Source organism: Mesorhizobium sp. M4B.F.Ca.ET.214.01.1.1, from assembly GCF_004791545.1.
Classification (GTDB): Bacteria; Pseudomonadota; Alphaproteobacteria; order Rhizobiales; family Rhizobiaceae; genus Mesorhizobium; species Mesorhizobium abyssinicae.
Genome location: NZ_SRUX01000003.1, coordinates 96,688 through 123,224 on the forward strand (window position 1 = coordinate 96,688; position 26,537 = coordinate 123,224).

The window sequence follows — 26,537 nt, forward strand, 5'->3', positions numbered from 1 at the left end:
GGTTCGCATTTGTCCCCGCCCGGTCTAAGAGCCGGGTATGGACTCCTCGCCGGAACAACCGCCCGTTGAACGCATGGCGCGACTCCGTCCGCCCCGGCAGTGGCTGGTGCTGCTGGCGCTCTCGCTGCTGTTCGCCGGCGCGCTGGAAGTCGCTGCTCTGCCGGCGGCGCTGCTGATCGGACCGATGCTGGCGGCGATCCTCGCCGGAACCAACGGCGCCACGGTGCGCGTGCCTCGCCCCTTGTTCGGCTCGGCGCAAGCCGTCGTCGGCTGCCTCGTCGCCGCTTCGATCTCCGCCGACATCTTCCCCGTCTTCTACAAGGAATGGCCGCTCTTCCTTGGCGCCGTGATTGCGACCGTCGCCGCCTCCAGCCTGCTTGGCTGGCTGATCAGCCGCTGGCGCATACTGCCCGGCACCACGGCCGTCTGGGGCTCGTCGCCGGGAGCGGCCACGGCCATGGTGCTGATGGCGGGCGCCTTCGGCGCCGACCAGCGGCTCGTCGCCTTCATGCAGTATCTGCGCGTCATCTTCGTCTCGATGACCGCGGCGCTGATCGCCCGCATGTGGGTCGACACATCGGGCATCGAAGCCCCGGCCATCGTCTGGTTCCCGCCGATCGAATGGAAGGCTTTTGCCGCGATGCTCGCTGTCGCGCTTGTCGGCGGCCTGCTCGGTCGGCTTTGCCGGCTGCCGTCGCCGTTCTTCCTCGGCACCTTCATCTTCGGCACCATCGTCCATCTCGGCTTCGGCGTGGAGATGCAATTGCCGCAATGGCTGCTCGCCGTCAGCTACGCCCTGATCGGCTGGTCGATCGGCCTGAACTTCACCCGGCCGATCCTGCGCGACGCGACCCGCGCATTGCCGCAGATCATCGGCTCGATCGTGGCGCTGATCGCCTTTTGCGGCGGCATGGCATTCGTCATCAGCCGCGTGCTCGGCATCGATCCGCTCACTGCCTATCTGGCGACCAGCCCCGGCGGCATGGACAGCGTCGCCATCATCGCCGCCGCGGCGCAGAACGTCGACATTTCCTTCGTCATGGCGCTGCAGTCGGCCCGCTTCCTCGTCGTGCTGCTCGTCGGCCCGAGCGTGGCGCGGCTGGTGGCGAGAAGCATCAAGGAATAAGGCAAAGCGCCCGAACCTGCCTGGAAAGGCCCTTGGGCCGCCGGCATCGGCAAGCTTCGCAAAACCGCGGACCGGGTCGGTTGCGGTTCAATCCAGCCGCTTCATCAGGTCCTCGTCCAGCCAGCGGCCGAAGAAATAGACCAGCTGCTTGTGCCACCATGGCCAGTCATGGCTGACATCGCCGCCCCAATAGTCGACCCAGGCGGGGATGGACTTGTCGCGCAGCACCTGTTCCAGTTCGCGCGTTTCGATCAGCATGCGCTCTTCCCAGGCGCCCTGCCCGCAGCAGAAGATCAGCCTCAGCGCCCGCAGCCGGCCGAGCAGCTTCTGGTCCACGATGCCCGGCAAATAGTCGAGCGGCGAGTTGAAGAAGATGCTGCCCTCGAGCGACCGGCCGAAGAAATCGCGGGTCGAATAGACGCCGGACAGCGCAATGACGCCGCTGGCCAGTTCCGGAAAGCGGAAGACGAAGTTCGACGAATGATAGCCGCCCATCGAACAGCCAGAGAACAGCGGCTTCAGATTGCGCCCGCCATTGGCCTTGGCGGCAATCGACTGCAGTTCCGGCAGTGCTTCCTCGCGCACATAGCGGAAATAGGCTTCATGACGCGCGATACGCTGCGCAGGATCGCCATGTTTGTCGAAGAAGGATTCGGAATCGATGCCGTCGAGCGTGAACAGCTGGATGCGGCCTGTATCGATGAACTCGGCCAGCGCCCCCACCCCGCCGGAATCCTCGAACTGGTAGAAGCGCCCTTGCGAGGTCGGGAACACCACGACCGGCCGGCCGGCGTGGCCGTATCGCTTGTACTCCATGTCGCGGCCGAGATTTTTGGCAAACCCCTTGTGGTAGGACACGTCCATCGCTCACGCCTTTTCCGCGTGGATGTAGTCGACCGCCTGGCGCAGCGCCGTCTGGTCCTTCGAACGCATCTGGTAGGCGTAATTCCCCATGGCGCGGCTGAAAACCTCTTCGATGGCCTGGTGATGGACGATCTTGTCGCCATGGGCGGCTAGCACGTCCGCATGGCTGTGCAAATAGTGGAGGTGGCGTTTGCGGCTGGCGTAGGCGGTGAAATACTTGCCTTCGTAGGGTCCGCCGGCGGCGTCCTTGACCACCATGTCGGCCCATGCCGCATAGACGTCGACGTCGAACGTGTAGTTGATGGCATCCGTCATCCAGGCGCCCGGCGGGCGCATGTTGACCTCGAGCGCGATGACGCGCTTGTCCTTGGTCTCGAACAGCTCGATGTGGAAGAACCGCTCGCGGACGTCGAACGCCTTGAGGATTTTGCGGCCCGCCTCTTCCACCGCCGGGCTGATTTCGGGAAAGCAGGTGTAGCTCATGTGGCGGTCGCGGTTGACCACCTCCATGACGCTCTGGTCGTAGCGGTGGCTGGCCGCCAGCACCACCTCGCCGTCGCGGTTGACCAGACCGTCGAACGTCACCACCAGCCCCTCGATGAATTGCTCCATGACGAAGGTCACGCCCTCCGGTTTGTCCCGGAAGAACTGGTCGAGCTCCTTCGCATTGGAAATCTTGAACGTGTTCGAGGCGCCCGAGCCGGAATCAGGCTTCACCACCACCGGATAGCCGACGCGGCGGATGAAGGTCATGGCGCCCGCCCGATCGGAGCATTTGCGCTGCGGAATGGTCTCGACGCCGCTCTTGCGGAAGAAGGCGCGCATGCGGCTCTTTCGCTTCAGGTTCTTCACGAAATCGAGCTTGGTGCCGAAGATATTGAAGTCGGTCCGGATGTTGGCTTCCAACTCCAGCCAATGCTCGTTGAGCGACTCGAAACGGTCGATGCGCCCCCATTTGTGGATGAAATGGCCCATTGCCCGGAACACCGGCTCGTAGTCCTCCATGTCGGCGACGCGGTAATATTCCGACAGCGCCGCCTTCAGTTTTCCGCTCAGCGCCTCATAAGGCGCATCGCCGATGCCAAGCACGGTGGCGCCGGCCTTCTTCAGCCGATCGCAGAAGTCGGCGCCATTGGCCGGAAAATGCGGCGAGAAGAACACAAAATTCATGGATGGGCCTCCCCCGGCGTCGCTGCCTCGTCCTGCGAGTTTGGCGCATTTGCCGGACGTGGGGAAGAGCCTGCCCGCGCCGGCACTTGCCTCTCGAATGCCGCTCCTGTATGAGAACCGCCATGAACACGCGCGCTTCCTCCGTCGCTTCCCGTCCGACCGGCTTTGCCGGCGAGACCGTGCGCGCGCTTGCTTCCACTCTGCTTCTTCTCGGCCTTATCGGCGATCGCCGGGTTCGCTGAAGGAGCGCCCGGCGGTCGAAATCGCCGCTTACGCGCACGCTCCTTGGCCAGTTGGCAAGTCACATCAAGCGAACGAAACTTTGGTAAAGGCGCCGCTCGGCACCAATCCGTCTGAAGGCGGATCCGCGAGCCGCCGGGAGAGATGACGATGAACGCACGAGAAGACATCCAGGCCGACCATGCCGAGAAGGGCATGACACGGTCAGCCCAGGGCATGACGGACGCCGCTCGCAAATACCAGCCCTACCCGACCGTCGGCCTCACCGATCGCACCTGGCCGTCGAAGGTCATCGACAAGGCGCCGATCTGGTGCTCGGTCGACCTGCGCGACGGCAACCAGGCGCTGATCGACCCGATGGGCCATGAGCGCAAGGCGCGCATGTTCGCGCTGCTGCTCGACATGGGCTTCAAGGAGATCGAGATCGGTTTCCCTTCGGCCTCGCAGACCGATTTCGATTTCGCCCGCTGGTGCATCGAGGAAGGCAACGTGCCGGCCGATGTCTCGCTGCAGGTGCTGGTGCAATGCCGCCCGGAGCTGATCACCCGCACCTTCGAGGCGCTGAAGGATGCCAGCAACCCGATCGTGCACTTCTACAACTCCACCAGCGAATTGCAGCGCCGCGTCGTCTTCGAAAAGGACGTTGCCGGCATCAAGCGCATCGCCACCGACGCCGCCAAGATGATCACCGACATGGCGGCAAAGGCCGGCGGCGGCTATCGCTTTGAATACTCGCCGGAGAGCTTCACCGGCACCGAGCTCGAAGTCGCGCTGGAGATCTGCAACGCGGTAACCGAGATCGTGAAGCCGACGGCTGAAAACAAGCTGATCATCAATCTGCCTTCGACGGTCGAGATGTCGACGCCCAACATCTACGCCGACCGTATCGAGTGGATGTGCCGCAATCTCGACAATCGCGAGAACCTGATCGTCTCGCTGCATCCGCACAACGACCGCGGCACCGGCATCGCCACCACCGAGCTCGGCCTGATGGCCGGCGCCGACCGCGTTGAGGGCACGCTGTTCGGCAATGGCGAGCGCACCGGCAATGTCGACATCGTCACGCTGGCGCTCAACATGTACACGCAGGGCGTCGATCCTGAGCTGGATTGTTCCGACATCAACCGGATGAAGGACGTCTATGAATATTCGAACCAGCTGAAAATCCCGGAGCGCCATCCATATGTCGGCGAGCTGGTCTACACCGCCTTCTCCGGCTCGCACCAGGACGCCATCAACAAGGGCATGAAGGCGCTGAAGAAGGCCAACACGCCGCTCTGGGAAGTGCCCTATCTGCCGATCGACCCTGCCGATGTCGGCCGCACCTATGAGGCGATCATCCGCATCAACTCGCAGTCCGGCAAGGGAGGCATCGCCTATGTGCTGCAGGCCGACTACGGCCTCAATCTGCCGCGCAACCTGCAGATCGAGTTCAGCCAGGCCATCCAGGCGATCACCGACGCCGAAGGCAAGGAAGTGCCGGCCAAGCGCATCCATGAGCGCTTCCTCGATACCTATGTCGACCAGCCCCGCGCCCGGCTGAAATTCATCGACCACCAAACCTATCCCGACACCGAGGTGAAGGGCCGGCGCGTGATCGAGGCGGTGATCCTCGACAAGGGCAAGGAGGTGACCATCACCGGCACCGGCACCGGCCCGATCGATGGTTTCGTCGATGCGCTGTCGCGGCATGTCGGCGTCGAGATGTCGGTGCTCGACTATTCCGAACATTCGCTGCAGCGCGGCTCGAATGCCTCCGCCATCTCCTATGTCGAGATGGAGCACCCCGGCGGCAAGCTGTTCGGCGCCGGCATCAACACCAACATCGTCGCCGCTTCGCTGGAGGCTGTGGTCTCGGCCGCCAACCGCATCGTCGGCCGCAAGGCGGGCTGATCAATGCCTACCCGGAGCGTCGCACGTCCGCGGCGCTCCGCACGCATTGCGATACCGGCCCCGTTAACCATGGGCAATTATCCGGTGGCTTACGCGATAGCATAATACAAGTATGCTTGTGCGGCAGTCCCATCACTATATGATCGCGCCCTAACCTGTGCCGACTTCGAGAGGTTCGACACTTGCAGCATGCCACGCCTGCCGCCCCCGCAGTGCGCGAGACACTTGAGCGACTGCTTGCCAGCGAAACATTCGGACGCTCGGAGCGTGCCCGAAAGCTGCTGCGCTATCTGGTCGAGCGCGAGCAGGCCGGCGAGGCCGACCGACTCAAGGGCTTCTCCATCGCCATGGATGTTTTCGGCCGGGACGGCGATTTCGATCCGTCGACCGATGCCGTGGTGCGCGTGCAGGCGGGCAGGCTGCGCGAGCTTCTGCAGCACTATTTCGCCAATGAAGGCATTGCCGAACCGGTGCGTATCGCCATCCCGCGCGGCGGCTATGTTCCCTCCTATGAGCTGAATGCCATTCGCCTGCCGGCCGAGCAAAGGCAGGCGGAGGGCGCGGCACCGGCCAGCGTCCCGTCGGGATTGCCCGAAGGGCCGGGTCTTGCCGAGGCCGCGCCGCTGATGTCGCCCGCGGCTTCGGCGCCTGCTCCATCGCTCACCCGCCACCTGCGCTTTTTCTGGGGCGCGATCGCCCTCGTCATCGCCATGCTGGGCGTGCTCATCCTTCGCCAGGGCGGCGATGCCTTGCTTGGCGGCGGGGATACCGCCTCGACGGTCGAGACGACGGCGACCAGCAGCGTCGCTTCGCCGCCGGCGGAGAACCTGCCTTTGATCTACATCGCCGTGAAGGCGAGCAGTCCGGAAGCTGCACGCGTCGCAGCTTCGCTGCGCTCCGGCCTTGCCGGTTTCGACACCATAGACTTCATCGGACGCGACGCCGACGGCACCCACGATCCGGCCGCCGACGCCACCAGCTTCGTATTCGACATCGTGCCTGGACCCACGCCGAGCGACGTAACGATCGAACTGCAGAACGTCGCCACCGGCAGGGTGCTTCTGTCGCGCAACCTGACGGCCGAGGACAATGCGCCGGACGCCGTCGAGGACAGCGTCGCCAACATACTGACCTCGACCATTCCTGCCTCCGGGCCCATCTACGGCTATATCGATCAAGGCGGTCTCGGCACCGGCCTGACGCAATGCCTGGTGCTCAACGACAGATACTATCTCGACCAAAGCGCCACGACGCATGAGGCCGCCTACCGTTGCCTCGAGGATCTGGCCCGCCAGGGTGCGCGATCGTCACTCGTCTATTCAGAGCTTGCCTCCCTGCATCTCGAGGCCGTCACCGATCACTACGCCTATCCCTCCGGCGCCACGATCGAGCAGGCGATGTCGTTTGCCCATCGTGCCGTGCAGATCGGCCCGACCAGCCCCTATGCGCATCGCGCCTATGGCTATCTCAATTCGCGCCTCGGCAATACGGATGAAGCAATACGCTGGATGCGCAAGGCCCACGAGCTGAACCCTTACGATCTCGGCATGGCCGCGGCCTACGGCTACGGCCTGGTCTTCGCCGGCAGGTACAGCGAAGGCACCCCTATCATGGCGCACGCCGTCGAGACCTTCAGCGGCCATCCGACATGGTGGGACTACGGACTTTTTGTCGGCGCATTCATGCTGGGCGATACGAGGCAGGCTGCCATCGCCAGTGAATCGTTGCGGACGACCGCAACCAAGTCGCATTATCTGGCCGCGCGCCTGATCGGCGCCAAGCTTGCCGGCCGCGACCAGTTGGCCGGCCAGTTGGTCGACGAACTCGTCGCCAAATTCCCGAAATTCGCCGCCGATCCGCGCGCGACCTTCGTCGACCGGAAATACCCCGCCGATCTCACCGACAGGTTGGTCCAAGCTTTGCAGGCAGCAGGCCTTGGTAACCCCAGCTAAATTGTATTAGACCGGCGCGGCTGATCGCAGAAAATTTACTGACTGTTGCTCTGGACAAGGAGCAATCGAGCCACAATTTGACTACCGGGCGGCCGTTCGGTCGCTTGGGCTTGGACAAACTCATATATTTTCATGGATTCTTCCGTTTATGCCGCCGAACGGGGCGCCGGCTCGAAGGTTGTCGTTTTCCTGCACGGCTTTGGCGGGTGCCATGATGTCTGGCGCCGGGTGATCTCGACGCTGTCTCCCGGCCTGCGGACGCTTGCCTACGACCTGCCCGGCCACGGCCTTTCACTCGGTGTCCCAGGCACATCGGCGCGCTCCGCCGCCAAGGCCATTCTCGCCGACCTGGCGACACGCGGAAGGAAGAAAGTGCATCTCGTCGGCCATTCGATGGGCGGCGCGGTCGCGACCCTGATGGCGTTGAGCGAGCCCGAAAGGGTAGCCTCGCTGACGCTTCTGGCGCCGGGTGGATTTGGCACGGAGATCAACGGGCCGCTGTTGCGCCGCTATGCGGCTGCCGCCGGCAGAAATGAGGTCCGTACCTGTTTGGCCGCCATGTCCGGACCGGGGGACCTGCCCCCGGAAGACATCGTGGATACGCTTGCCGAGATGCGCGAACGCCCCGGTCAGGTACAGAAGCTTGTCGAGATCGCCGCCGTCATGACCAGGGACGATCGGCAAGGCGCCATTCCGCGCGAACAGTTGGGCACGCTCGCCATGCCGGTGATGGTGGTCTGGGGCACGGACGACGCCATGCTGCCGGTTGCCCAGGCCAACGACTTGCCGGCGCATTTTCACCTGCATCATGTGCTGGAAGCCGGCCATATGCTGGTCGAGGAAGCATCCGATCTGGTCGCTTCCGCCGTGCGTCGCAACACAAGTCGGCGCCCCAGGCGCTCGGCCATGGCGTAAGGGCGGCAGGGCTGAACCGCCATCTCGGCAGTGCATTTTGCCGGCGACTGTGTTAACCCCCTGTTAACCAACCGCGAGGCAGCCGCCGATGAAGGACGCAGGCGAGAAGACCACCCCGATCGAGGCGTCGCACAAGCTGTCCGACGCCATCCGCGACGTGAAGAACGCTTTCGCCGATCGCGACGATATCGTCGTCGACATGCGCGATGCGCACCGCATGCGGCTCGATCTGCTTGCCGCCGAGCTCGCCCCTGTCTTTGCCGAGGTGCCCACCGACATGGACAATTTCGACTTCGCGGTCTCGTCCGGTCTGCAGCCGCGCTTGTGGATCGATGCCGTCAGCCACGTCGCCATGGGCCGCGACCGTCGCACCTATCGCTTCCTCAGGGACACGCGCATCGGCCGCGTGGTCCTCGCTGAATCGAGCGAGATGAAGGTCGTCGCCGATCAGGTGACACGCTATGTGGCAGAGCGCGTCGTCGAGCGACAGCGGATGATGGAAGGCGGTGCCGAACATGCCATCCCGAGGCTGCAGCGCGCCTTGGTGACGGAAGCCGAACCGCCTTTGCGGGCGGCCCGGCGCGGCAGGGCCTGGTCGGCTGTCCTGTCCGGTCTCGGCCTGATTGCGGCCGGCGCACTGGTCGGGCTTGCCGTATCGCTCGTGCTGTTCTGGGATCGTCTCGCGGCGATGAAAATCAGCTTTTGACCAATGGGCGCGATGCCTCGGCATCGGCTCCCAGTTCGATCACTTGCAGGTCCGACGGCGGCATTGCCGGTCCAGTCAGCCCGCGCCGGGTCAGGCGGACCTGCCAGTCGCCCTTTTCGCCTTCGATGTCGACCAGATTGTACTGCGCCGCCGGGTGCCTGCCGCCGAGCCCCTGCCCGGCCGCGGCGACACCGACGACCGGGATCCTGACACCGCGAGTGCCGATGAAGAACAGGCTCGGATCGTGCGAATGGCCGTGCAGGACAAGCTCGGCGCCATGCCGATTTACCGTCCGCTGGAAGAGCTCTATGCCGAACAGGCGCTTGTATTGGGAAACGGCGCCGCGCACCGGCGGATGGTGGATCATGACCACCCGAAACAGGCCGCTGCCGGCCGTTGCGTCCAGTATCTTGCCGAGCCTTCGCGCCTGGCCTGCCCTGAAGAAGCCATTGGCCATGAACGGCGCGGTGGCGCGCGCCGTCGAAACGCCGATCAGCGCGACATTGCCACGCACGCGCAGATAGGGAAAGGCATTGCGGTCGACCGGCCCGCCGGTGCCGTCGCCGCTCATCCACGCCGCCCATGACCGGCAGACCTTGTCGAAGGCGCCCGGCACGTAGGCATCGTGATTTCCGGGCACGACCGAAACGTCGTCGGGCGAGCCCAGCGTCTCCAGCCAGTGCCTGGCCATCTCGATCTCGCCGTCGAGCGCCAGGTTGACCAGGTCGCCGGTGACGGCGAGGTGGTCCGGCTGGCTGGCCTTGAGGTCGGCGACGATCGTGTCGATCACCGCGTCATGCATGTGGCGGCGGCGGTTGCGCTGCCAGTTGACGTAGCCGACCACGCGCTTGGAGGCGAGTTCGCGATAGGTTACACCGGGAAGCGGCCCCAGATGGACATCGGAAATATGCGCGAGCCTGAACATAGCTTCTTCATAAGCGAGCCGCTGCCTGCTTTCCACTCATGGTTTTGCGCCGGCTCGCGGTTCTCCCGGTGACGGAACCCCTCGATCCGGAACAGGCCATGCGTCAGACCGGCTGGCCGGGCCTCAGGGCAAGACTGTTCCATCTGTTGTTCCTGCTCAGGCGGCCGATGACGCTCGGTGTGCGCGGCCTGGTCCACGATCGCGCCTCGAACAGCGTCTTCCTGATCCGCCACACCTATGTGCCCGGCTGGCAGCTGCCGGGCGGCGGCGTCGAGGTCGGCGAAACGCTTCTGGAGGCCCTGGCGCGCGAGCTGGCCGAGGAGGGCAACATCACGATTACGGCCGCGCCTGTGCTGAAGTCGGTGCATTTCAACCGTCGCTCCAGCAAGCGCGACCATGTTGGCTTCTATCTGATCGAGAGCTTCAAACAGACCGCGCCGAAACTGCCCGACCACGAAATCGCCGAGGCGGGTTTCTTCCCGCTCGACCGTTTGCCGGAAGCGACGACGCCTGCAACGCTGCGGCGGATCGCCGAGATTTTCGCGAAGGCCGAGATCTCGCCTTATTGGTAACTCTAGGCAGCCTTCCCGAACCGCGCCCGGTCATGCGGCGCGGCATAGCCGAGCTCCGGCCCGACCGGTACGATGCCCGTCGGGTTGATCGTCTTGTGGCTGCCGTAGTAGTGCGCCTTGATGTGATGCAGATTGACCGTCTTCGAGACGCCGGGTACCTGGTAGAGGTCGCGCAGATAGTTCGACAGGTTCGGATAGTCGGCGATGCGGCGCAGGTTGCACTTGAAGTGCCCGACATAGACCGGATCGAAGCGCACCAGCGTGGTGAACAGCCGCCAGTCCGCCTCGGTGATGCGGCCGCCAACGAGATAGCGCTGCTTTGACAGCCTCCCCTCCAGGCTGTCGAGGGCCGAAAACAGCTCTTCGAACGCCTCCTCATAGGCGGCCTGCGTGGTGGCGAAGCCGGCGCGATAGACGCCGTTGTTGATGGCCGGGTAGACCAGTGCGTTGACGCGGTCGATCTCCCCGCGCAGCGCCTCGGGATAGAAATCGACGCTCTTGTCGGCCCATTCGTCGAAAGCCGAATTGAGCATGCGGATGATCTCGGAAGATTCGTTCGAGACGATCGTTTCTTCCTTTTTGTCCCACAGCACCGGCACCGTCACCCGGCCCGAATAGGCCGGATCGGCCTTGCTGTAGACCTGGTGCAGGAAATCGAGACCATGCAGCGTGTCGCCGGTGGCGCCGTCTTCGGCAAGGAAGGTCCATCCGTGCGCACCCATGAAATGGTGCACGATGGAGACCGAGATTGCGTCTTCCAGGCCCTTCAGGGCGCGGAAGATCAGCGTCCTGTGCGCCCACGGACAGGCGAGCGAGACATAAAGATGGTAGCGGCCGGGCTCGGCCTTGAAGCCGCGCGTACGGCCTTCGGCCGGCGCGCCGTCGGGCGTGACCCAGTCGCGCCATTGCGACTGCGCCCGCACGAACCTGCCGCCATTGTCGGCCGTCTCGTACCAGCGATCCTGCCACCTGCCTTCGACCAGCAATCCCATGCAAATCTCCTTGACGCTTGAGGTGCATGTAGGCGTACGGCGGCGATCCCGAAGACGCGATCTGCTGAACAGACCGTCACTTTGCCGGAATCGGCGAACGAAAACGGCGGATTGCAGCGGCCGGAAATTGATGCTAGCGGAAAACCCGCATGTTGGACTTTGCCACAATCCGGTTCGACCGACGACGAAAGGGCGCCCGCGCTTGATGAAGCGCTGACTGGCGAACGCTGCCGCTTGCAGCAAACCTTTCCTCGCATACCGGAACGCGAAGACCATGAGCCTTGCCGACGTCGAATACCTGCCGGAAACCCCGGCGCATGACCCCGAGGTCGAAGCCATTAACGACGAGGCCTTCGGGCCGGGCCGTTTCGTGCTTGCCGCCTACAAGATCCGCGAGGCCGGAGGGCATGATCGCGCGATGTCCTTCGTCGCCGTCGATGGCGACACCGTCGTCGCCTCGGTGCGGATGACGCGTATCGCCGCCGGCGCCGGGCGCGCGCTGATGCTCGGACCGCTTGCGGTGCGCCCCGCCTTCAAGAATCTCGGCATCGGCCGCCGGCTTGTGGCGATCGCGCTGGAAGCCGCCGCCAAGGCCGGCGCACCGGCCGTGATCCTGGTCGGCGACGAGCCCTATTATGGCCCGCTCGGCTTCAAACGCTTCCCGCGCGGTCAGATTTCCATGCCGCGCCCCGTCGATCTCGACAGGCTGCTTCACCACGAAATCAAGCCGGGCGCCGTGGCCAAACTGACGGGCGAGGTCGGCCATGCGGATCAGGCGCGTTTGCCCGAACAAATTCCGGCAATAGCCTGATCCACGGGTCAATCGGCACGATTGATCCCGGTCAATCGGTACGATTGATCCACGGGTCGATTGGCGCATGCCAATCGATCCCCGGGTCAAACGGCGCATGCCGATTGATCTCGATTGAAACTTCGATTGACCCCGTCTGCCGTTGCGCCTTCGCGGCGTCCTTCGTAGCATGACCGGAAAAGCGTGAAGGATGCCGGCATGAACCCGAATGGCCAGATAGCGATCGTCACCGGCGGCGGCTCCGGCCTCGGCGAGGCGACGGCGCGTGCCCTCGCCGCCAAGGGCGCCAGCGTCGCCATCCTCGATGTCGGCATCGACCGCGCCAGGAAGGTCGCCGACGATATTGGCGGCATCGCCGTCCAGTGCGACGTCAGCAGCGGCGACAGCGCCGCCGCCGCGATCGCGGACGTGTCGCAAAAACTCGGCGAGCCGCGCATCCTCGTCAATTGCGCCGGCATCGCCATCGGCGTGAAGACGATCGGCAAGGACGGCCCGCACCCGCTCGACCAGTACCGCAAGGTGATCGAGATCAACCTGATCGGCACCTTCAACATGATCCGCCTCGTTGCCGACCGCGCCGCCAAGCTCGATGCGCTGGATGGCGGCGAGCGCGGCGTCATCGTCAACACGGCATCGGTCGCCGCCTATGACGGCCAGATCGGCCAGGCTGCCTATTCGGCCTCCAAGGGCGGCGTGGTCGGCATGACGCTGCCGGTCGCCCGCGATCTCGCCCGTTCCGGCATCCGCGTCTGCACCATCGCGCCCGGCATCTTCCGGACGCCGATGATGGCCGGCATGCCGCAGGAGGTGCAGGATTCGCTGGGCGCGGCGGTGCCGTTCCCGTCCCGCCTCGGCGAGCCTTCAGAATATGCAGCACTTGCGCTGCACATCGTCGAGAACCAGATGCTGAACGGCGAAACCATCCGCCTCGACGGCGCCATCCGCATGGCCCCCAAATAGCCGCGATGGACACCGGCATTTCCGCTGCCGGAAAGACCGGTCCGCTGGCCGGTCTGACGGTGATCGAGATGGCCGGTCTCGGTCCGGTGCCGCTGGCGGGGCTGATACTGTCGGAAATGGGCGCCGAGGTGCTGCGCATCGAGCGCATCGGCGCAAGTCCGCCTTTGCTGGATCTGCCGGCCGAATACGATCTCGACCGCCACGGCCGCTCCATCCTGCGCATCGATCTCAAGCGCGGCGAAGGCAGAGAACTGCTGCTCGGTCTTGTCGCAAAGACCGACATGCTGATCGAGGGCTATCGGCCCGGCGTCATGGAGCGGCTTGGCCTTGGACCTGATGCGGCGCTGGCGCGCAATCCCGCGCTGATCTACGGCCGCATGACCGGTTTCGGTCAAGACGGGCCGCTTTCGGACCGCGCCGGCCACGACATCACCTATCTGGCCTATTCCGGCCTGCTGCACGCCATCGGCAGGCAGGCAAGCCCGCCGGTCCCGCCGCTCAACCTCGTCGCCGATTATGGCGGCGGCGCCATGATGCTGATCGCCGGCGTGCTCGCCGCCTTGTTCCAGCGCTCGCGTTCCGGCAAGGGCCAGGTGATCGACGCCGCCATGGTCGAAGGCGCTTCCATGCTGGCAACGCCGGTGCACGCCTTCATGGCCGCCGGCCTGTGGAGGGACGAACGCGGCGTCAACCTGCTCGATTCCGGCGCGCCCTTCTACGACACCTACGAGACGGCGGACGCGCGCCATGTCGCGGTCGGCTGCCTCGAGCCCCGCTTCTTCGCCGAATTCGCCAGGCTGCTGCCGCTCGACCAGCGTTTCGCGCATGGCCAGTACGACAGGGCCATTTGGCCGGCGATGCGCGCCGAAATCGCCGCGCGCATGAGGCAGAAGACGCGCGACGACTGGGAGACGGTCTTCGCCGCGACTGATGCCTGCGTCGCGCCGGTGCTGTCCTTGCGGGAAGCCAGAGACCATCCGCACAATCGCGCCCGTGGCGCCTTTGTCAGATCGGGCGACCTCGATCGCCCCGCTCCGGCGCCACGCTTCTCGCAAGCGCCGTCGACGATCGGCGCCGCGCCGACCGATCGTGATCTCAAGCCGGAGACGGTTCTTGCGCGTTTCGGCGTCGCCGGAAGCGAGATTGCGGCCCTTGTCAAATCCGGCGTGATCGGATGATAAGCGGAGCAGAAAAATCAGCTTAAACGGTGAGCGCTCTTGGTTGATCGTAAAAAGGACGTCATCCGCGAGACCGATGCCGAAGCGGTGAGGCTGGCGAAGACGCTGATCCGTAGCGCTCGCTTCGGCGCGCTGGCGGTGATCGAGCCCGGCACCGGGGCGCCGCTGGCGAGCCGGGTCGGCGTTGCCACCGACAGTGACGGCGCGCCGCTGATCCTGGTCTCGATGCTGTCGGCGCATACCGGCGCGCTGCTTGCCGACCCGCGCTGTTCGCTGCTGGTCGGCGAACCCGGCAAGGGCGATCCGCTGGCGCATCCGCGCATAACGCTGGTCTGCCGGGCGAGGCGGCTGGAGCATGGGGCGGAAGAGCACCAGCGCGCCGAGCGGCGCTATCTCAACCGCAATCCCAAGGCAAGGCTCTACGCCGGGCTTGGCGACTTCTCCATTTTCCGGCTCGAACCCGAGCGTGCCAGCCTCAATGGCGGCTTCGGCAAGGCCTATCTGCTCGATCGTGCCGACCTCATCATCGCCGGACCGATTGTCGAGGACCTGGCCGCAGGCGAGCAATCGGCACTCGACCACATGAATGCCGACCATCTCGACGCGATCGCCGTCTATGCGCTTCATTTCGCCAGGGCCGAGGGTGACGGCTGGGTCGCCACCGGCTTCGACGCCGAAGGCATGGACCTTGCGGCTGGCGATAGCCTATGCCGGGTGTTCTTTCCTGAACCGCTGAAGGCCGCGCGGGATCTGCGAACGGTGCTGGTCGACATGGCAAAGACCGGTCGCGCCGCCGGCTATTCACAAGGGCGATAGTTAATCGCCTAGAATCAAAAGCAAGTCTTGAGATTTGGAAGAAATGTTCTACCCTTTTGGTGTGACGCTGATTCACGAGCGCGCACCCACACGTGAGTTTATGGAATCAGACGCTATTGCCCCCATAGCGTCTGGATGAGCTGAAAAGCATGGGGCATCGATGATCTCGAGCAAGCTAATCGCAAACGCCGAATCGGCAGCCACGTTTCTGACGCTCATGGGCAACGAGAAACGGCTGTTGATCATGAGCTATCTGGTCGACGGCGAAATGTCGGTCGGCGCCATCGCCGAAAAGGTCCAGCTGAGCCAGTCCGCCCTGTCTCAGCATCTGGCGAAGCTGCGCGGACTCGACCTCGTCGAGACCCGTCGCGACCGGCAGATGATCTACTATTCCTGCAAGTCGGAAGCCGCGCGCGAGTTGCTCCGCATGCTGGACGGCATTTTCGGCGACGGCGATCTATCGCGGATGGCCCATCGCCTGCGTCGCGCCGGGGCTTGACCGGCGCGTCCGATCACCCCTTACCTCGCTGACGAATTTTCGCCGGTCGAGGCACGCATGGACATTATCCGCATCGACGATCCGCGGGACCCGCGTGTCGCTGCCTATCTCGATATCCGCGAGCGCGATCTCGTTGGCCGTCACGGCCGTTTCGTCGCCGAAGGCAAGGTGGTGCTCGACGTGCTCTTCTCGGCGGGCCGCTTCGCCGTCGAATCGGTGCTGGTCCTGGAAAACCGGCTGGCTGGTCTCGAGAGCACCTTGCGCAAGGCTGCTCCTGCTCTCCCCGTCTATGTCGCCAGCGGCGAGATCATTGACAGGATCGCCGGATTCCACATGCATCGCGGCATTCTGGCGATCGGCAGCAGGGGCGCCGAACAACCCGCCGAGAGTTTGCTGGCTACCCTGCCCGCCGGCGCGCTGGTCGTCGTCCTCGTCGGCATCGCCAATCACGACAATATGGGCTCGATCTTCCGCAACGCCGCCGCCTTCGGCGCCGATGCGGTCTTGATGGACGCGACCTGTTGCGATCCTCTGTACCGCAAGGCGATCCGCGTCTCGGTCGGCGCCGCGCTGAAGGTCCCCTTCGCATCCTTCGGCGACGCCGGCCACATCACCGCCCTGCTCGACCGGCTGGGCTTTGGCCAGTTCGCCCTGTCGCCGCGCGGCGAGACCGACATTCGCGATGCGCAGAGGACGGACCGGCTGGCGCTCTATCTCGGCACCGAAGGCGAAGGCCTGCCCGAGGCTCTGCTCTCCCGCTTGCGCACGGTGCGGATTGCCATGGCGCAAGGCTTCGACAGCCTCAACGTCGCAGCCGCCTCGGCCATCGCGCTGCATCATTTTTCGCGCGGCGGCTGACGAATGTCGCCCATGAGGGACAGTGTGGTCGAAGGCTGACCTGGTTTCGGAACGATGCGTGTCGTGCCGATCTCAGTTGGCGCGGCCTCGATCCTGAAGACTTCCATGTCGTCTGCGCGCGGCACTGGAGCGCCGGTTGCCCTCGATCGCGCATCGTGGGCTATTTCGGTGATATCCCACAGCGACGTCGCGACATCCAACAGCGCGGAAAGCAGCGGACAAAAGAGCCAGAGAGCGAGCAGGAATATCGCGGCGACCGCACGGAGGATCATCGCATCGGACATGGTGATGCCCAGCCCTGAGTGCAAGCAGGTTGCGGCGTGCGCTACTTTCCGTTCGGCGAATGCGCCTTTTGCAGCGCCCGCACGCGATCGGCAAGGCTGGTGACGCCTTCTCCATTGGCCGGGCGCCCTTCGCGGGGCGGAGAGGCCAGCGCCTTGGCGATGGGCGAATCCGGTCCGTCCAGCTTCATCGTCAGGCTGACGACTTCCGCCGCCAGTTCGTTCATCTGGTCGCGCAGCGCAGCGCTTGCGCCACGGGCATCGCTGCTGGCCCCGGACCTCGACGTCTCGTGGGCGGCAAGGTCGGTCTTGAGGCGCTTGTTCTCGCGCGCCAGCGCCGTCAGCCGCGCCTCCAGTCGCTCGCGCTCGCCGTCCAGTCTGGCGATCGCCTTGTCGATGTCGTTGCTGCTGACGCCGGCCGTCGGGGCCACGGGAGCGGGCGCCGTGGTCTCGCCCTTCGCCCGCTCGCGAAGCCGCGCCAGTTCCTTCTCACGGCGGTCGAGCTTCTCCTCGCGATCGGCAAGCGTGGCGAGCAGGCGCTCGACCCTCTTGTCCAGTTCGCCGGTTCTCTTCTTCTCCGACTTCAGCGCCTCGCGAGCGGCCTTGCTTTCGGCCGTCATCTCCTGGTTGCGCCTGTCCGCTTCCTTGCGCTGGGCGCGCAGCACGGCAATGTCGTTGGCGAGCTTGTCCAGCTCGGACTCGCGCGCCACCAGCTCGATCTGGCGGTTGCTCGAGGCGAAGCTGGCATCGTCATACATATGCTCCAGCTTTTCCAGCTCGAGCGCGCGCTTCTCCAGCATGCGTTCCATATGCGCCAGTTTCTCGGACAGCTGGTGCAACTGCTCCTCGCGCTGGTGCAGTTCCCCGGTCCTCACCTCGAGGTCGGAAAGCGCCTGGTTCTTGTCCTTCCGCTCGACCGCCAACCCCTTGAGCGCCTCGTGGCCGCGCCCGATCTCGACCAGCTGCTCGGCTGCTTTCTCCTGCAGGGTCTTGACGCTCATCTCCAGGCGTCGCGTCGACATTGCGAACTCGGCTCTGACCTGATCCTTGTTCGCCTGGATTTCGGCCAGCGTCAGCGGCATCGAAGCCTCGACCCGCCTGCGCGTCAGCGCGACGGCCCGGCGCCAGATGGCCGGAGCGATCAGCAATGCCAAAAACGCTGCGCAAAGAAAGCCGAGGGCGAAGAACAGGATCGACTGGACCAAGGTGACTATCCGCTATGGATGGCGGCTACCGCCAAAGCTCGACTTTGCCATCTTGGCATGACGGAAATCCAGTGCCGCGGCAAGAGCATGCCGCGGCAAGACCTGCAACAAGCAGTTCTGATGTTGGATTGGCACCGTCATGACCTTGTCAGAACGGATTCCAGGTCGGCCGCTGCGTGAGTTTCAGATAGCCGAGATTGACGCCCAGCCTGGCGCCGACGCCGGTCCGGATCGGGACGAGCAGCACCCTGTTGTTCTGCAGCACGTTGAAGCCGACGCCCGCAACGACATAGGCGGAGCCGGCGACACCGCCGAACCGGTTATAGAGATTGCCTATGTCGTCGAGGTTATAGACGAGCATCATGACGCGCGATCCCTCGCCGCCGAAGTCCCAGCCGAGCGAAGGACCCTGCCAGAACACCTTATGGTCGCCGGCATTCTTGGTGTAGAGGGTGCCCTCGCCATAGGTCAGGCCGCCGATCAGCGCGCCCGACCCTTCCTCACCGAGCAGGTAGCCGTTGGGCAGGCCGTAGGAGGCGAAGATCTTCTCGACGACCGTGGCCAGGCCGCCGGAGGTCGCGCCGAAGAACTTGTGGCCGGAATCGATGATCTCCTGGGCGGTATATTCCTGTGCCCGCAGCGCGGAGGTTGAGAAGACGAGAGCGCCCATGAGGGCAATCGCCATGGAAATGACACGGAAAAGATTCCGGTCGTAGAATCGGGAAAACATGCTTCCAATCTCCGTCAGGGAGCACTTTCGCCGACGCCTCGCACCCCCCACGGCTCTTGGCGGCCGCTCGAGGTGACTATCACTGGCAAACTATGCCGTAATCCTTTTTCAACCATTAAGCTCTCACATGAAGATGGCGGTTCGAAGGCCGGGGAACCCAGCTCTGGCCCCGAAACGCTGCGCGGGGCCCGGCATTTCCGCGCGAATCCACCATTTTCGCCGACGACAATTTTGGATTTGTTGCTGCACGCTCGGGCGCTGTGTATTCAGGGTGCCCAGGGAGAGCGCGTGATTCGTGCGGGCGGGGCGCGACGACTGATCGCTCGGCCGTGAATAACTTTAGCAGGGACTTCGCCTATGGCCGAGCTTTTCACCCTTTCCGCACCCGACCTTGCCGCGCTGCTCTGCAGCCGGGTCTGCCACGACATCATCTCGCCGGTCGGCGCCATCAACAACGGCCTTGAATTGCTCGACGAGGGCGGCGCCGACGAAGACGCCATGAAGCTGATCCGCCAGAGCGCCAGGAATGCCTCGGCCCGGCTGCAATTCGCCCGCATCGCCTTCGGCGCCGCCGGCTCGGCCGGCATGATGATCGACACCGGCGACGCCGAGGCGGTCGCCATCGCCTTCCTCAAGAACGAGAAGCCGGAACTGGTGTGGAACGGGGCCCGCGCGCTGCTGCCCAAGAACAAGGTCAAGCTGCTGCTCAACCTCATTCTCGTCGCCAACGCCGCCATTCCGCGCGGCGGCAAGCTTGTCGTCACCCTGGAGAATCTCGACACCGAGCCGCGTTTTGCGCTGTCGGCCGCCGGTCCGATGCTGCGCGTGCCGCCGAAATTCCTCGAACTGCATTCCGGCCACAAGCCCGAGGAACCGATCGACGCCCATTCGGTCCAGCCCTATTACACGCTGCTCTTGGCGCGCGAGGCCAGCATGACGATTTCGATCCACGCGACGGCCGAGGAAATCGTGCTGTCGGCCGCTTGAGCGGCCTGTTCTGTCGGCAAGAACAGATCAAGTATCTATTTCAAATAATATTTGCGGTTGGGCCCGCATTTCAGGCGTAGCAAGTTTTGTTGGCCTGACCAAAACCGAGTTCGCGACGAACGGGGCGAACAAGGCGCATCTTTGCAAAAACTTTACCTAACGGCTTTTCCGCTTCTTTACCAGATTGAACTATGGTGGCTGCGGTTGCCCAGAGGTTGCCGGTTCGCCAGATGGCAAAGAGGACCCGGAAATGAAACGCTGCCTGTTCGTCGACGATTCGAGCGTCATCAGGAAGGTCGCAAAACGCATCCTCGGTGGCTCCGACTTCACCGTGATCGAAGCCGCCAGCGGCCTTGATGCCGTCGAGGTGTGCGCCGCCGAGATGCCTGACGTCATCGTCGTCGATGGCGGCCTGCCGGACATGCAGGCGGTCGACTTCATTCGCCGGGTTCGCGCCATGGAGAGCGCGGTCAAGCCGCAGATCCTGATCTCGCTGGTCGAAGTCGATGTCGCCTCGATCATGCGGGCAAAGCGGGCCGGCGCCCAGGGCTATCTCTTGAAGCCGTTCAATCGGCCGCAATTGCTGGAACGCTTTCGCGTCCTGAAAATCGCCGCCTGACGGCCGGCCCGGATCGGCAACAAAAAACCCGGCTGAAGCCGGGTTTTTTGTGTTCAAAAACAATCGACAGGGCGTGTTAGGCGCTGACGCGGATGTCTTCCGGCTCGCGCAGCACGTAACCGCGGCCCCAGACCGTCTCGATGTAGTTCTGACCACCCGACGCCGCATCCAGCTTCTTGCGCAGCTTGCAGATGAAGACGTCGATGATCTTCAGTTCCGGCTCGTCCATGCCACCATAGAGGTGGTTGAGGAACATTTCCTTGGTCAGCGTGGTGCCCTTGCGCAGCGAGAGCAGCTCCAGCATCTGGTATTCCTTGCCGGTCAGGTGCACGCGCTGGCCGCCGACTTCGACGGTCTTGGCGTCGAGGTTGACCACCAGGTCGCCGGTGGTGATGACCGACTGAGCATGGCCCTTGGAGCGCCGCACGATGGCGTGGATGCGCGCCACCAGCTCGTCCTTGTGGAATGGCTTGGTCATGTAGTCGTCGGCGCCGAAGCCGAGGCCGCGCACCTTGTCCTCGATGCCGGCCATGCCGGACAGGATCAGGATGGGCGTCTTCACCTTGGACAGGCGAAGCGTTCTCAAGACTTCATAGCCCGACATGTCGGGGAGATTGAGATCGAGAAGGATGATATCGTAGTCGTAGAGCTTGCCGAGGTCGACACCTTCTTCGCCGAGATCGGTCGTATAGACGTTGAAGCTTTCCGATTTCAGCATCAATTCGATGCTTTGTGCGGTTGCACTGTCATCTTCTATCAGCAGAACACGCATTTCATTCCCCTTTTCTGCTGCCGGACCATGTCACGACCCGTCCGGGACCCGGAGCAGTGATTGCCTGAACAGAAGGTGCCATTGAATGGTTAACAAAACCTAATTTCGTGCCGAGGACGATACCAGATTTTTTAACCCCTTTCTACACCCTCTTGAATCTAATAATGAATCACAGACCAAAACCGCTAATGCACCACATTAATAAGTCAGCCTAAGTGACTCCAGGGACTCGCTGGTCGGCTTCCCGTCGAAAGCCGGAATTTTTACCCGGCCTTAAGTCCTCGGCCGTATGATTAACAATGCCCGTAAACGAATGGTTACCAACGGCAAAAAACTTTAGGAGTTTGTTTCCCATAGTGGGGGGAAAGCCAGGGGATACGGGCAGCGCTTGGGCCTTTCCGGGCGGATTGGACGATATGTGCGGGTGTGCGTTTCCGGGAGTACCGAATCATGAAGTCACGTGAAAACCTCGTTCGGCTGAAACAGTTTCAGGTGAATGAGAAGCGGCGGCAGCTGCTGCAGCTCGACATGATGATCGCCGAGTTCGAACGCATGGCCGTCGAACTGGAGGTGCAGATCGCCGCCGAGGAGAAGAAGGCCGGCATCACCGACATCAACCATTTTGCCTATCCGACCTTCGCCAAGGCGGCGCGCCTGCGCCGCGACAACCTTAGAAATTCGCAAAGCGACCTCGCCCAACAGCGAAGCGCTGCCGAATCATTACTCGGCGAAGCTGAAGCGGAGCTTTCCAAGGCAGAGATGCTGGAATCGCGCGACACCAAGATTCGCGACGCCGAACTCGGCGGCCGCAGCGCAATGATCGGGTAAAGCCGCCGCCGAGCGCTACCTCCGCGATGCAAGCCGGCGAACCGCCGGCCAGGAGCCTGGCGACCGCTCAGCCCAGCGTCGCATGATCCTCTTGAGGATCCATCGATGCCCGGGTGCGGGCCGCCTTGATGTCGGGCGCGTGCTCTTCCGACCAGGACCGTATCTGATTGAGCAGTCCCGCCAGGTTCCGGCCGAGATCGGTCAGCTCATATTCGACCCTTGGCGGGATCACCGGAAAGATCTCCCGCCGCACCAGCCCGTCGCGCTCGAGCACACGCAGCGTCTGCGTCAGCATTTTCGGCGTGATGCCTTCGAGCTTGCGGGCCAGCTCGCCATTGCGCATCCGCCCGCGGCGCAGCGCGCAGACGGTCAGGTAGACCCATTTGCTGGCCAGCATTTCGAGCACGGTGTGCGAAGGGCACGTCCGCCGGTACGCGTCATAGCCGAAAGGGGAGTCGTTATCGCTATCCATGAGGTGCCTATATATAGAAAAGGTACATACTGGACAAGGGAATATTACTATCCAAATGATAGCGGCACACCAACATACGAGGAGCCTCTCATGCGTGCCGTTACCCAGAATACCGTCGGCGGTCCCGACGTCCTTGTCATCGCCGACCGGCCGGACCCGGCGCCGAAGGCCGGCGAAGTGCTGGTCCGCGTCAGCGCGGCCGGCATCAACCCTGTCGACGGCGCGGTGCGCGGCGGCCACTACCCGCTGCTCGGCGAGCCGCCCTTCATCCTCGGCTGGGACATTTCCGGAACCATCGAGGCGCTTGGCCCCGATGTGAGCGGCCTCAAGGTTGGCGATCAGGTGTTCGGCATGCCGCACTTTCCGAAGCAGGCGGCGGCCTACGCCGAACTCGCCGTGGCCCCCGCCGACGAGATTGCGCCAAAGCCCGACAGCATCGATCACATCCACGCCGCGGCGCTGCCGCTGGCCGGCCTGACGGCCTGGCAAGGCCTCGTCCGCCACGGCGGCCTGAGAAAGGGTCAGCGCGTGCTGGTGCACGCGGCGGCCGGCGGGGTCGGCCATCTGGCGGTGCAGATCGCCAAGGCGCTCGGCGCCCATGTCATCGCCACCGCCAGTCCCGACAAGCTCGACTTCGTGCGATCGATCGGCGCCGACGAGGTCGTCGACTACACCGCAGGCGATTTCACCGAAAAGGTCGGCGATGTCGATCTGGTGCTGGACGCAATCGGTGGCGATCATGCCGATCAGTCGCTGAAAGTCGTGCGTGACGGCGGCGTGCTGGTTTCGCTGCTCAACGTTCACGACGCCACCAGGGCAACGGCCGGCGCCCGCGGCATCCGCGTCGAGCGCATGTCGGTGGTGCCGGATCGCGACGGTCTCATTGAACTCGGCAAACTGATCGACGCGAAGAAGCTTGCCGTGCATGTGGCGGAAAGCTTTCCGCTGGCGCAAGCCGGCGACGCCCATGCCTTCCTCGCCGCCAGGCCGATCGGCAAGGTGGTGCTGGCAGTCTGAGCGCGGGACGATCCGACAAAAACACGAAGGGCGCGGTTACCGCGCCCTTCGTTTAGCCTGGAGAGGCCTCAATGCCGGTATTGCTGGATGCGCGTCGTGCGCAGCCCGGCAAGGCCGTATTCGTCGATCGACGCTTGCCAGGAGAGGAATTCCTCGGTGGTGAGCTTGTAGCGCTGGCAAGCCTCTTCGAGGCTGAGCAGTCCGCCACGCACCGCGGCCACAACTTCCGCCTTGCGCCGGATAACCCAGCGCCTCGTATTGGTCGGCGGCAGATCGGCAATCGTAAGAGGGCTGCCGTCAGGCCCGATAACATACTTGACTCGCGGTCTAACCAGATCGGTCATCGTACTCTCTACAAAAAACTCAAAGACCCAATCCCCGCCACAGTACCGCCACAGCTTTAAAAATTGCCTAAGCGAACCCTAATGACTAGGTAAGGATCGTGAACGTCGCGTTAGCGTTTTCCTCGGCATTTGAGAGATGCGCCGCCGGGCATTGATTTTGCAGGCAAAAAATCGACCCGTCCGGGAGACGCTGGCGCCACGCGGGTGCTTGACCTATATTCCGGCCATTGGCATTCAGACGCCACGCAGAACGAAAGAACCATGAACAGCCTCGACCTTCCCGGACGCCCCGAAAACACCCGCGTCGTCGTCGCCATGTCGGGCGGCGTCGATTCCTCCGTCGTCGCCGGCATCCTGAAGCGCGAAGGCTATGACGTCGTCGGCGTCACGTTGCAGCTCTATGACCATGGCGCGGCGACGCATCGCGCCGGCTCGTGCTGCGCCGGCCAGGACATCGACGATGCCCGCCGTGTCTCCGAGACGCTCGGCATCCCGCATTATGTGCTCGACTATGAGGAGCGCTTCCGCAAGGCGGTCATCGATCCCTTCGCCGATTCCTATGTCGCGGGCGAGACGCCGATTCCCTGCGTTTCGTGCAACCAGACGGTGAAGTTCGCCGACCTCCTGGCGACCGCGCAGGACCTTGGCGCCGATGCTCTGGCCACCGGCCACTACATCCGCTCCGGCGCCAACGGCGCCCATCGCGCGCTCTACCGCCCGGTCGATGCCGACCGCGACCAGAGCTATTTCCTGTTCGCCACCACGCAGGCGCAGATCGACTATCTGCGCTTTCCGCTGGGTGGCCTGTCGAAGCCGCAGGTTCGCGCCATCGCCGAGGAGATGGGACTGACGGTCGCCGCCAAGCAGGACAGCCAGGACATCTGCTTCGTGCCGCAGGGCAAATATTCAGACATCATCGCCAAGCTGAAGCCTGCCGCCGCCAATCCCGGCGACATCGTCCACATCGACGGCCGTGTGCTCGGCCGCCATGAAGGCATCCTGCGCTACACGATCGGCCAGCGCCGCGGCATCGGCATCGCCTCCGGCGAGCCGCTCTATGTCGTCCATCTCGACGCCGACCGTGCCCGCGTCATCGTCGGCCCGCGCGAGGCGCTGGAGACGCACAAGATCTATCTGCGCAACATGAACTGGCTTGGCGACGGGCCGCTCGCCGACGTTCCGGCCGGCGGGCTGGAACTGTTCGCCAAGGTCCGCTCGACGCGCCCGCCGCGTCCGGCGGTGCTGCATCACCGCGACGGCGTCACCTCGGTGGAACTGGTCGACGGCGAGTCGGGCATCGCGCCCGGCCAGGCCTGCGTGCTCTATTCCGACGACGGCAACGAGGCGCGCGTGTTCGGCGGCGGCTTCATCGAACGCTCGGAGCGCGGCGCCGAGGCCGAGGCCATGCTGACGCGGCTTGCCGCCCGCCCGGCGCAGATCCCCGCCGAATAGCGACGCGCTTCGCCGCGATTTCCGGACGTCAAAGGCGTTTTAGCCCGGGCTCAGGATGAAGGGCCGGAGTGGGTGACGGTGCCCGCAGTCAGGATGCGCAGCACCCTGATCGCTTCCTCGCCGCTGGTGCGCGGTTCGGCCCGCGTTTCGATGCATCGCATGAAATGCGCCAGCTCGCGCGTCAGCGGCATGCCTTCGCCGACCGCCACATAGGACGGCTCGTTGGCGGTGAAGGCCCACTGGCCGCTGTCCTGCCACACCGCATGGCGGTACACGGCGAGCTTGCGCTCCCACGGCTCGACATCGTCGAACACCGCCATAGCTTTGGTGCCGACCACCGTCAGCCGCCGCTCGCGATAGGGATTGAGCCGCGAGGCGAAGAGATGGCCGCGCAGCCCGTTGGGAAAGCGCATGTGCAGATGCGCGAAGTCGCTGAGATTGTCGAGCAGCGCGGCGCCCTCGCCCCTCACCTCGATCGGCTCGGTGCCGGTGATCGCCAGGATCATCGACAGGTCGTGCGGCGCAAGGTCCCACAGCGCGTCGTTCTCGGTGTGGAACTTGCCGAGGCCGAGGCGATGCGAATGGATGTAGCGCACCTCGCCGAGCTCGCCATTGTCGATCAGGCCCTTGAGCGTCTCGAAAGCGGGGTGGAAGCGCAGCACATGGCCGACCATGAAGACGCGGCCGTGGTCCCTTGCCGCCTGCACCGAGCGCTCGGCGTCGGCGACCGTCAGCGCGATCGGCTTCTCCACCAGCACGTCCTTGCCGCCCTCGATGGCGCGCACCGCCATGTCGGCGTGGAACTGCGGCGGCAGCGCCATGACGATGCCGTCGACGTCGTCGCGCTTGAACAACTGCTCAGGTTCGATCGCCAGACAGTCCTGCTCGCTGGCAAAGCCTTCCGCGCGCGCGCGATTGAGGTCCGAAACCGCGTGCAAGGCGCCGAGCGCCTTGAGAGTGCGGATATGGTTGCTGCCCCAGTATCCGCAACCGAGGACTGCAATGCGCGGCTTCATTCGCTCAAACTCTAGAATTTCGTGGCCGAGACATAGCGACGTGCCCCGTCGAACTCAACCCCGCGCCCCAGATCAAATGCCTGTCCGGCAAAGCTTTTGCTGCAGCGCAAATAAGCCGGGCGGGCGGCCGCATCGAAGCTTGACAGGCTTGCCCTCGCAACCTTATATCCGCGCCGACCTTGGTGAACGCTCCGACATGCCTTTAGATTTAGGTGGATTTCGGGCTTTTCGCCGCCCTGGCGGGGTAGCTCAGTTGGTTAGAGCACGGGAATCATAATCCTGGGGTCGGGGGTTCAAGTCCCTCTCCCGCTACCAAATCATCATAAGCCATTGAAAT

28 protein-coding genes and 1 tRNA gene are annotated in these 26,537 nt (G+C 64.1%); 18 read left to right on the plus strand and 11 right to left on the minus strand.

Annotation, left to right across the window (positions count from 1 at the left end):
- Positions 1-37: 37 nt before the first annotated feature.
- Positions 38-1,126, plus strand: coding sequence for an AbrB family transcriptional regulator (locus EN857_RS06905; protein WP_127391193.1), 1,089 nt, complete (start codon positions 38-40; stop codon positions 1,124-1,126).
- A gap of 87 nt (positions 1,127-1,213) precedes the next feature.
- On the opposite strand, the gene EN857_RS06910 is transcribed toward EN857_RS06905, so the two are convergent.
- Together EN857_RS06910 and EN857_RS06915 are read right to left on the minus strand one after the other, a co-directional pair.
- Positions 1,214-1,990, minus strand: a complete 777-nt coding sequence (locus tag EN857_RS06910) for an alpha/beta hydrolase-fold protein (protein WP_127391192.1) — start codon at positions 1,988-1,990, stop codon at positions 1,214-1,216.
- Positions 1,991-1,993: 3 nt separating this feature from the next.
- Entirely contained in the window at positions 1,994-3,160 is a 1,167-nt protein-coding gene (locus EN857_RS06915; RefSeq protein ID WP_127391191.1) for an ATP-grasp domain-containing protein, read from the minus strand.
- 456 nt (positions 3,161-3,616) lie between these two features.
- Here EN857_RS06915 and leuA point away from each other — a divergent pair, with 456 nt between their 5' ends.
- The 4 genes from leuA to EN857_RS06940 all read left to right on the plus strand — a co-directional run bounded on the left by leuA (position 3,617) and on the right by EN857_RS06940 (position 8,866).
- Entirely contained in the window at positions 3,617-5,293 is a 1,677-nt protein-coding gene (gene leuA, locus EN857_RS06925; protein WP_187331335.1) for a 2-isopropylmalate synthase, read from the plus strand.
- Between the two features lie 182 nt (positions 5,294-5,475).
- Positions 5,476-7,245 carry a hypothetical protein gene (locus EN857_RS06930; protein WP_135858244.1) on the plus strand — a complete coding sequence of 590 codons (1,770 nt, stop codon included), beginning with the start codon at positions 5,476-5,478 and terminating at the stop codon, positions 7,243-7,245.
- 132 nt (positions 7,246-7,377) lie between these two features.
- Positions 7,378-8,160, plus strand: coding sequence for an alpha/beta fold hydrolase (locus tag EN857_RS06935; RefSeq protein WP_127391188.1), 783 nt, complete (start codon positions 7,378-7,380; stop codon positions 8,158-8,160).
- A gap of 88 nt (positions 8,161-8,248) precedes the next feature.
- Positions 8,249-8,866 carry a hypothetical protein gene (locus EN857_RS06940; RefSeq protein WP_127282257.1) on the plus strand — a complete coding sequence of 206 codons (618 nt, stop codon included), beginning with the start codon at positions 8,249-8,251 and terminating at the stop codon, positions 8,864-8,866.
- On the opposite strand, the gene EN857_RS06945 is transcribed toward EN857_RS06940, so the two are convergent.
- Entirely contained in the window at positions 8,856-9,791 is a 936-nt protein-coding gene (locus EN857_RS06945) for a metallophosphoesterase (RefSeq protein ID WP_128346111.1), read from the minus strand. The genes EN857_RS06940 and EN857_RS06945 overlap by 11 nt on opposite strands.
- Positions 9,792-9,889: 98 nt before the next feature.
- Between EN857_RS06945 and EN857_RS06950 the strand changes: the two genes are divergently transcribed.
- Positions 9,890-10,363: an NUDIX domain-containing protein gene (locus EN857_RS06950; protein WP_187331329.1), complete on the plus strand. Its 474-nt coding sequence runs from the start codon at positions 9,890-9,892 to the stop codon at positions 10,361-10,363.
- Positions 10,364-10,365: 2 nt separating this feature from the next.
- Here the strand turns inward: EN857_RS06950 and EN857_RS06955 are convergent, their stop codons facing one another.
- Positions 10,366-11,355 carry a glutathione S-transferase family protein gene (locus tag EN857_RS06955; RefSeq protein ID WP_127393573.1) on the minus strand — a complete coding sequence of 330 codons (990 nt, stop codon included), beginning with the start codon at positions 11,353-11,355 and terminating at the stop codon, positions 10,366-10,368.
- Between the two features lie 274 nt (positions 11,356-11,629).
- On the opposite strand from EN857_RS06955, the gene EN857_RS06960 reads away from it, so the two are divergent.
- The 6 genes from EN857_RS06960 to EN857_RS06985 all read left to right on the plus strand — a co-directional run bounded on the left by EN857_RS06960 (position 11,630) and on the right by EN857_RS06985 (position 16,477).
- On the plus strand, positions 11,630-12,166 hold the full coding sequence (locus EN857_RS06960) for an N-acetyltransferase (protein WP_127393572.1): 537 nt from the start codon (positions 11,630-11,632) through the stop codon (positions 12,164-12,166).
- A gap of 198 nt (positions 12,167-12,364) precedes the next feature.
- A complete protein-coding gene (locus EN857_RS06965; RefSeq protein ID WP_127393571.1) occupies positions 12,365-13,126 on the plus strand; it encodes a 3-hydroxyacyl-CoA dehydrogenase in 762 nt (253 codons plus the stop codon).
- Positions 13,127-13,131: 5 nt separating this feature from the next.
- On the plus strand, positions 13,132-14,304 hold the full coding sequence (locus EN857_RS06970; protein WP_127393570.1) for a CaiB/BaiF CoA-transferase family protein: 1,173 nt from the start codon (positions 13,132-13,134) through the stop codon (positions 14,302-14,304).
- 39 nt (positions 14,305-14,343) lie between these two features.
- Positions 14,344-15,120 (plus strand): HugZ family protein, encoded by a 777-nt coding sequence (locus EN857_RS06975; protein ID WP_128346110.1) that lies wholly within the window; start codon positions 14,344-14,346, stop codon positions 15,118-15,120.
- A 160-nt stretch (positions 15,121-15,280) separates the two neighbouring features.
- Positions 15,281-15,619, plus strand: a complete 339-nt coding sequence (locus EN857_RS06980) for a metalloregulator ArsR/SmtB family transcription factor (protein WP_127282265.1) — start codon at positions 15,281-15,283, stop codon at positions 15,617-15,619.
- A gap of 57 nt (positions 15,620-15,676) precedes the next feature.
- Positions 15,677-16,477 (plus strand): RNA methyltransferase, encoded by an 801-nt coding sequence (locus EN857_RS06985; RefSeq protein WP_127310666.1) that lies wholly within the window; start codon positions 15,677-15,679, stop codon positions 16,475-16,477.
- Here EN857_RS06985 and EN857_RS06990 read toward each other — a convergent pair.
- The 3 genes from EN857_RS06990 to EN857_RS07000 all read right to left on the minus strand — a co-directional run bounded on the left by EN857_RS06990 (position 16,456) and on the right by EN857_RS07000 (position 18,648).
- Positions 16,456-16,761, minus strand: a complete 306-nt coding sequence (locus EN857_RS06990) for a hypothetical protein (protein ID WP_127394235.1) — start codon at positions 16,759-16,761, stop codon at positions 16,456-16,458. The two genes, EN857_RS06985 and EN857_RS06990, sit on opposite strands and share 22 nt — an antisense overlap.
- A gap of 41 nt (positions 16,762-16,802) precedes the next feature.
- On the minus strand, positions 16,803-17,963 hold the full coding sequence (locus EN857_RS06995; RefSeq protein WP_128346109.1) for a hypothetical protein: 1,161 nt from the start codon (positions 17,961-17,963) through the stop codon (positions 16,803-16,805).
- A gap of 148 nt (positions 17,964-18,111) precedes the next feature.
- Positions 18,112-18,648 carry an EipA family protein gene (locus EN857_RS07000; protein ID WP_245478323.1) on the minus strand — a complete coding sequence of 179 codons (537 nt, stop codon included), beginning with the start codon at positions 18,646-18,648 and terminating at the stop codon, positions 18,112-18,114.
- A 402-nt stretch (positions 18,649-19,050) separates the two neighbouring features.
- Here EN857_RS07000 and EN857_RS07005 point away from each other — a divergent pair, with 402 nt between their 5' ends.
- The gene (locus EN857_RS07005) at positions 19,051-19,680 is read left to right on the plus strand and encodes a histidine phosphotransferase family protein (RefSeq protein WP_128346108.1); all 630 of its coding nucleotides are present in this window, start codon (positions 19,051-19,053) and stop codon (positions 19,678-19,680) included.
- A gap of 250 nt (positions 19,681-19,930) precedes the next feature.
- Entirely contained in the window at positions 19,931-20,299 is a 369-nt protein-coding gene (locus EN857_RS07010; RefSeq protein WP_127282271.1) for a response regulator, read from the plus strand.
- A 76-nt stretch (positions 20,300-20,375) separates the two neighbouring features.
- Here the strand turns inward: EN857_RS07010 and ctrA are convergent, their stop codons facing one another.
- Positions 20,376-21,071: a cell cycle two-component system response regulator CtrA gene (gene ctrA, locus EN857_RS07015; protein ID WP_006203583.1), complete on the minus strand. Its 696-nt coding sequence runs from the start codon at positions 21,069-21,071 to the stop codon at positions 20,376-20,378.
- A 450-nt stretch (positions 21,072-21,521) separates the two neighbouring features.
- On the opposite strand from ctrA, the gene EN857_RS07020 reads away from it, so the two are divergent.
- The gene (locus EN857_RS07020) at positions 21,522-21,899 is read left to right on the plus strand and encodes a flagellar export protein FliJ (RefSeq protein WP_127282272.1); all 378 of its coding nucleotides are present in this window, start codon (positions 21,522-21,524) and stop codon (positions 21,897-21,899) included.
- A 67-nt stretch (positions 21,900-21,966) separates the two neighbouring features.
- Here EN857_RS07020 and EN857_RS07025 read toward each other — a convergent pair whose 3' ends face one another.
- Positions 21,967-22,371, minus strand: a complete 405-nt coding sequence (locus EN857_RS07025) for a helix-turn-helix domain-containing protein (protein ID WP_127393955.1) — start codon at positions 22,369-22,371, stop codon at positions 21,967-21,969.
- Positions 22,372-22,461: 90 nt separating this feature from the next.
- Between EN857_RS07025 and EN857_RS07030 the strand changes: the two genes are divergently transcribed.
- Positions 22,462-23,388: an NADP-dependent oxidoreductase gene (locus EN857_RS07030; RefSeq protein WP_127282274.1), complete on the plus strand. Its 927-nt coding sequence runs from the start codon at positions 22,462-22,464 to the stop codon at positions 23,386-23,388.
- A gap of 68 nt (positions 23,389-23,456) precedes the next feature.
- On the opposite strand, the gene EN857_RS07035 is transcribed toward EN857_RS07030, so the two are convergent.
- Positions 23,457-23,732: a DUF1153 domain-containing protein gene (locus EN857_RS07035; protein ID WP_006203587.1), complete on the minus strand. Its 276-nt coding sequence runs from the start codon at positions 23,730-23,732 to the stop codon at positions 23,457-23,459.
- A 261-nt stretch (positions 23,733-23,993) separates the two neighbouring features.
- Here EN857_RS07035 and mnmA point away from each other — a divergent pair, with 261 nt between their 5' ends.
- Entirely contained in the window at positions 23,994-25,184 is a 1,191-nt protein-coding gene (mnmA, locus tag EN857_RS07040) for a tRNA 2-thiouridine(34) synthase MnmA (RefSeq protein ID WP_127391252.1), read from the plus strand.
- Positions 25,185-25,234: 50 nt separating this feature from the next.
- Here mnmA and EN857_RS07045 read toward each other — a convergent pair whose 3' ends face one another.
- The gene (locus EN857_RS07045; protein ID WP_127391251.1) at positions 25,235-26,200 is read right to left on the minus strand and encodes a Gfo/Idh/MocA family oxidoreductase; all 966 of its coding nucleotides are present in this window, start codon (positions 26,198-26,200) and stop codon (positions 25,235-25,237) included.
- A gap of 238 nt (positions 26,201-26,438) precedes the next feature.
- Here EN857_RS07045 and EN857_RS07050 point away from each other — a divergent pair.
- Positions 26,439-26,515: transfer RNA gene (locus EN857_RS07050), tRNA-Met, on the plus strand.
- Positions 26,516-26,537 lie beyond the last annotated feature (22 nt).

Bases quoted from the DNA above. Each gene is read 5' to 3' on its own strand.
- EN857_RS06905 (WP_127391193.1), top strand. From the start codon at position 38: ATGGACTCCTCGCCGGAACAACCGCCCGTTGAACGCATGGCGCGACTC.
- EN857_RS06910 (WP_127391192.1), bottom strand. From the start codon at position 1,990: ATGGACGTGTCCTACCACAAGGGGTTTGCCAAAAATCTCGGCCGCGAC.
- EN857_RS06915 (WP_127391191.1), bottom strand. From the start codon at position 3,160: ATGAATTTTGTGTTCTTCTCGCCGCATTTTCCGGCCAATGGCGCCGAC.
- leuA (WP_187331335.1), top strand. From the start codon at position 3,617: ATGACGGACGCCGCTCGCAAATACCAGCCCTACCCGACCGTCGGCCTC.
- EN857_RS06935 (WP_127391188.1), top strand. From the start codon at position 7,378: ATGGATTCTTCCGTTTATGCCGCCGAACGGGGCGCCGGCTCGAAGGTT.
- EN857_RS06940 (WP_127282257.1), top strand. From the start codon at position 8,249: ATGAAGGACGCAGGCGAGAAGACCACCCCGATCGAGGCGTCGCACAAG.
- EN857_RS06945 (WP_128346111.1), bottom strand. From the start codon at position 9,791: ATGTTCAGGCTCGCGCATATTTCCGATGTCCATCTGGGGCCGCTTCCC.
- EN857_RS06950 (WP_187331329.1), top strand. From the start codon at position 9,890: ATGCGTCAGACCGGCTGGCCGGGCCTCAGGGCAAGACTGTTCCATCTG.
- EN857_RS06955 (WP_127393573.1), bottom strand. From the start codon at position 11,355: ATGGGATTGCTGGTCGAAGGCAGGTGGCAGGATCGCTGGTACGAGACG.
- EN857_RS06960 (WP_127393572.1), top strand. From the start codon at position 11,630: ATGAGCCTTGCCGACGTCGAATACCTGCCGGAAACCCCGGCGCATGAC.
- EN857_RS06965 (WP_127393571.1), top strand. From the start codon at position 12,365: ATGAACCCGAATGGCCAGATAGCGATCGTCACCGGCGGCGGCTCCGGC.
- EN857_RS06970 (WP_127393570.1), top strand. From the start codon at position 13,132: ATGGACACCGGCATTTCCGCTGCCGGAAAGACCGGTCCGCTGGCCGGT.
- EN857_RS06980 (WP_127282265.1), top strand. From the start codon at position 15,281: ATGATCTCGAGCAAGCTAATCGCAAACGCCGAATCGGCAGCCACGTTT.
- EN857_RS06985 (WP_127310666.1), top strand. From the start codon at position 15,677: ATGGACATTATCCGCATCGACGATCCGCGGGACCCGCGTGTCGCTGCC.
- EN857_RS06990 (WP_127394235.1), bottom strand. From the start codon at position 16,761: ATGTCCGATGCGATGATCCTCCGTGCGGTCGCCGCGATATTCCTGCTC.
- EN857_RS07000 (WP_245478323.1), bottom strand. From the start codon at position 18,648: ATGGCGATTGCCCTCATGGGCGCTCTCGTCTTCTCAACCTCCGCGCTG.
- EN857_RS07005 (WP_128346108.1), top strand. From the start codon at position 19,051: ATGGCCGAGCTTTTCACCCTTTCCGCACCCGACCTTGCCGCGCTGCTC.
- EN857_RS07010 (WP_127282271.1), top strand. From the start codon at position 19,931: ATGAAACGCTGCCTGTTCGTCGACGATTCGAGCGTCATCAGGAAGGTC.
- ctrA (WP_006203583.1), bottom strand. From the start codon at position 21,071: ATGCGTGTTCTGCTGATAGAAGATGACAGTGCAACCGCACAAAGCATC.
- EN857_RS07020 (WP_127282272.1), top strand. From the start codon at position 21,522: ATGAAGTCACGTGAAAACCTCGTTCGGCTGAAACAGTTTCAGGTGAAT.
- EN857_RS07025 (WP_127393955.1), bottom strand. From the start codon at position 22,371: ATGGATAGCGATAACGACTCCCCTTTCGGCTATGACGCGTACCGGCGG.
- EN857_RS07030 (WP_127282274.1), top strand. From the start codon at position 22,462: ATGCGTGCCGTTACCCAGAATACCGTCGGCGGTCCCGACGTCCTTGTC.
- EN857_RS07035 (WP_006203587.1), bottom strand. From the start codon at position 23,732: ATGACCGATCTGGTTAGACCGCGAGTCAAGTATGTTATCGGGCCTGAC.
- mnmA (WP_127391252.1), top strand. From the start codon at position 23,994: ATGAACAGCCTCGACCTTCCCGGACGCCCCGAAAACACCCGCGTCGTC.
- EN857_RS07045 (WP_127391251.1), bottom strand. From the start codon at position 26,200: ATGAAGCCGCGCATTGCAGTCCTCGGTTGCGGATACTGGGGCAGCAAC.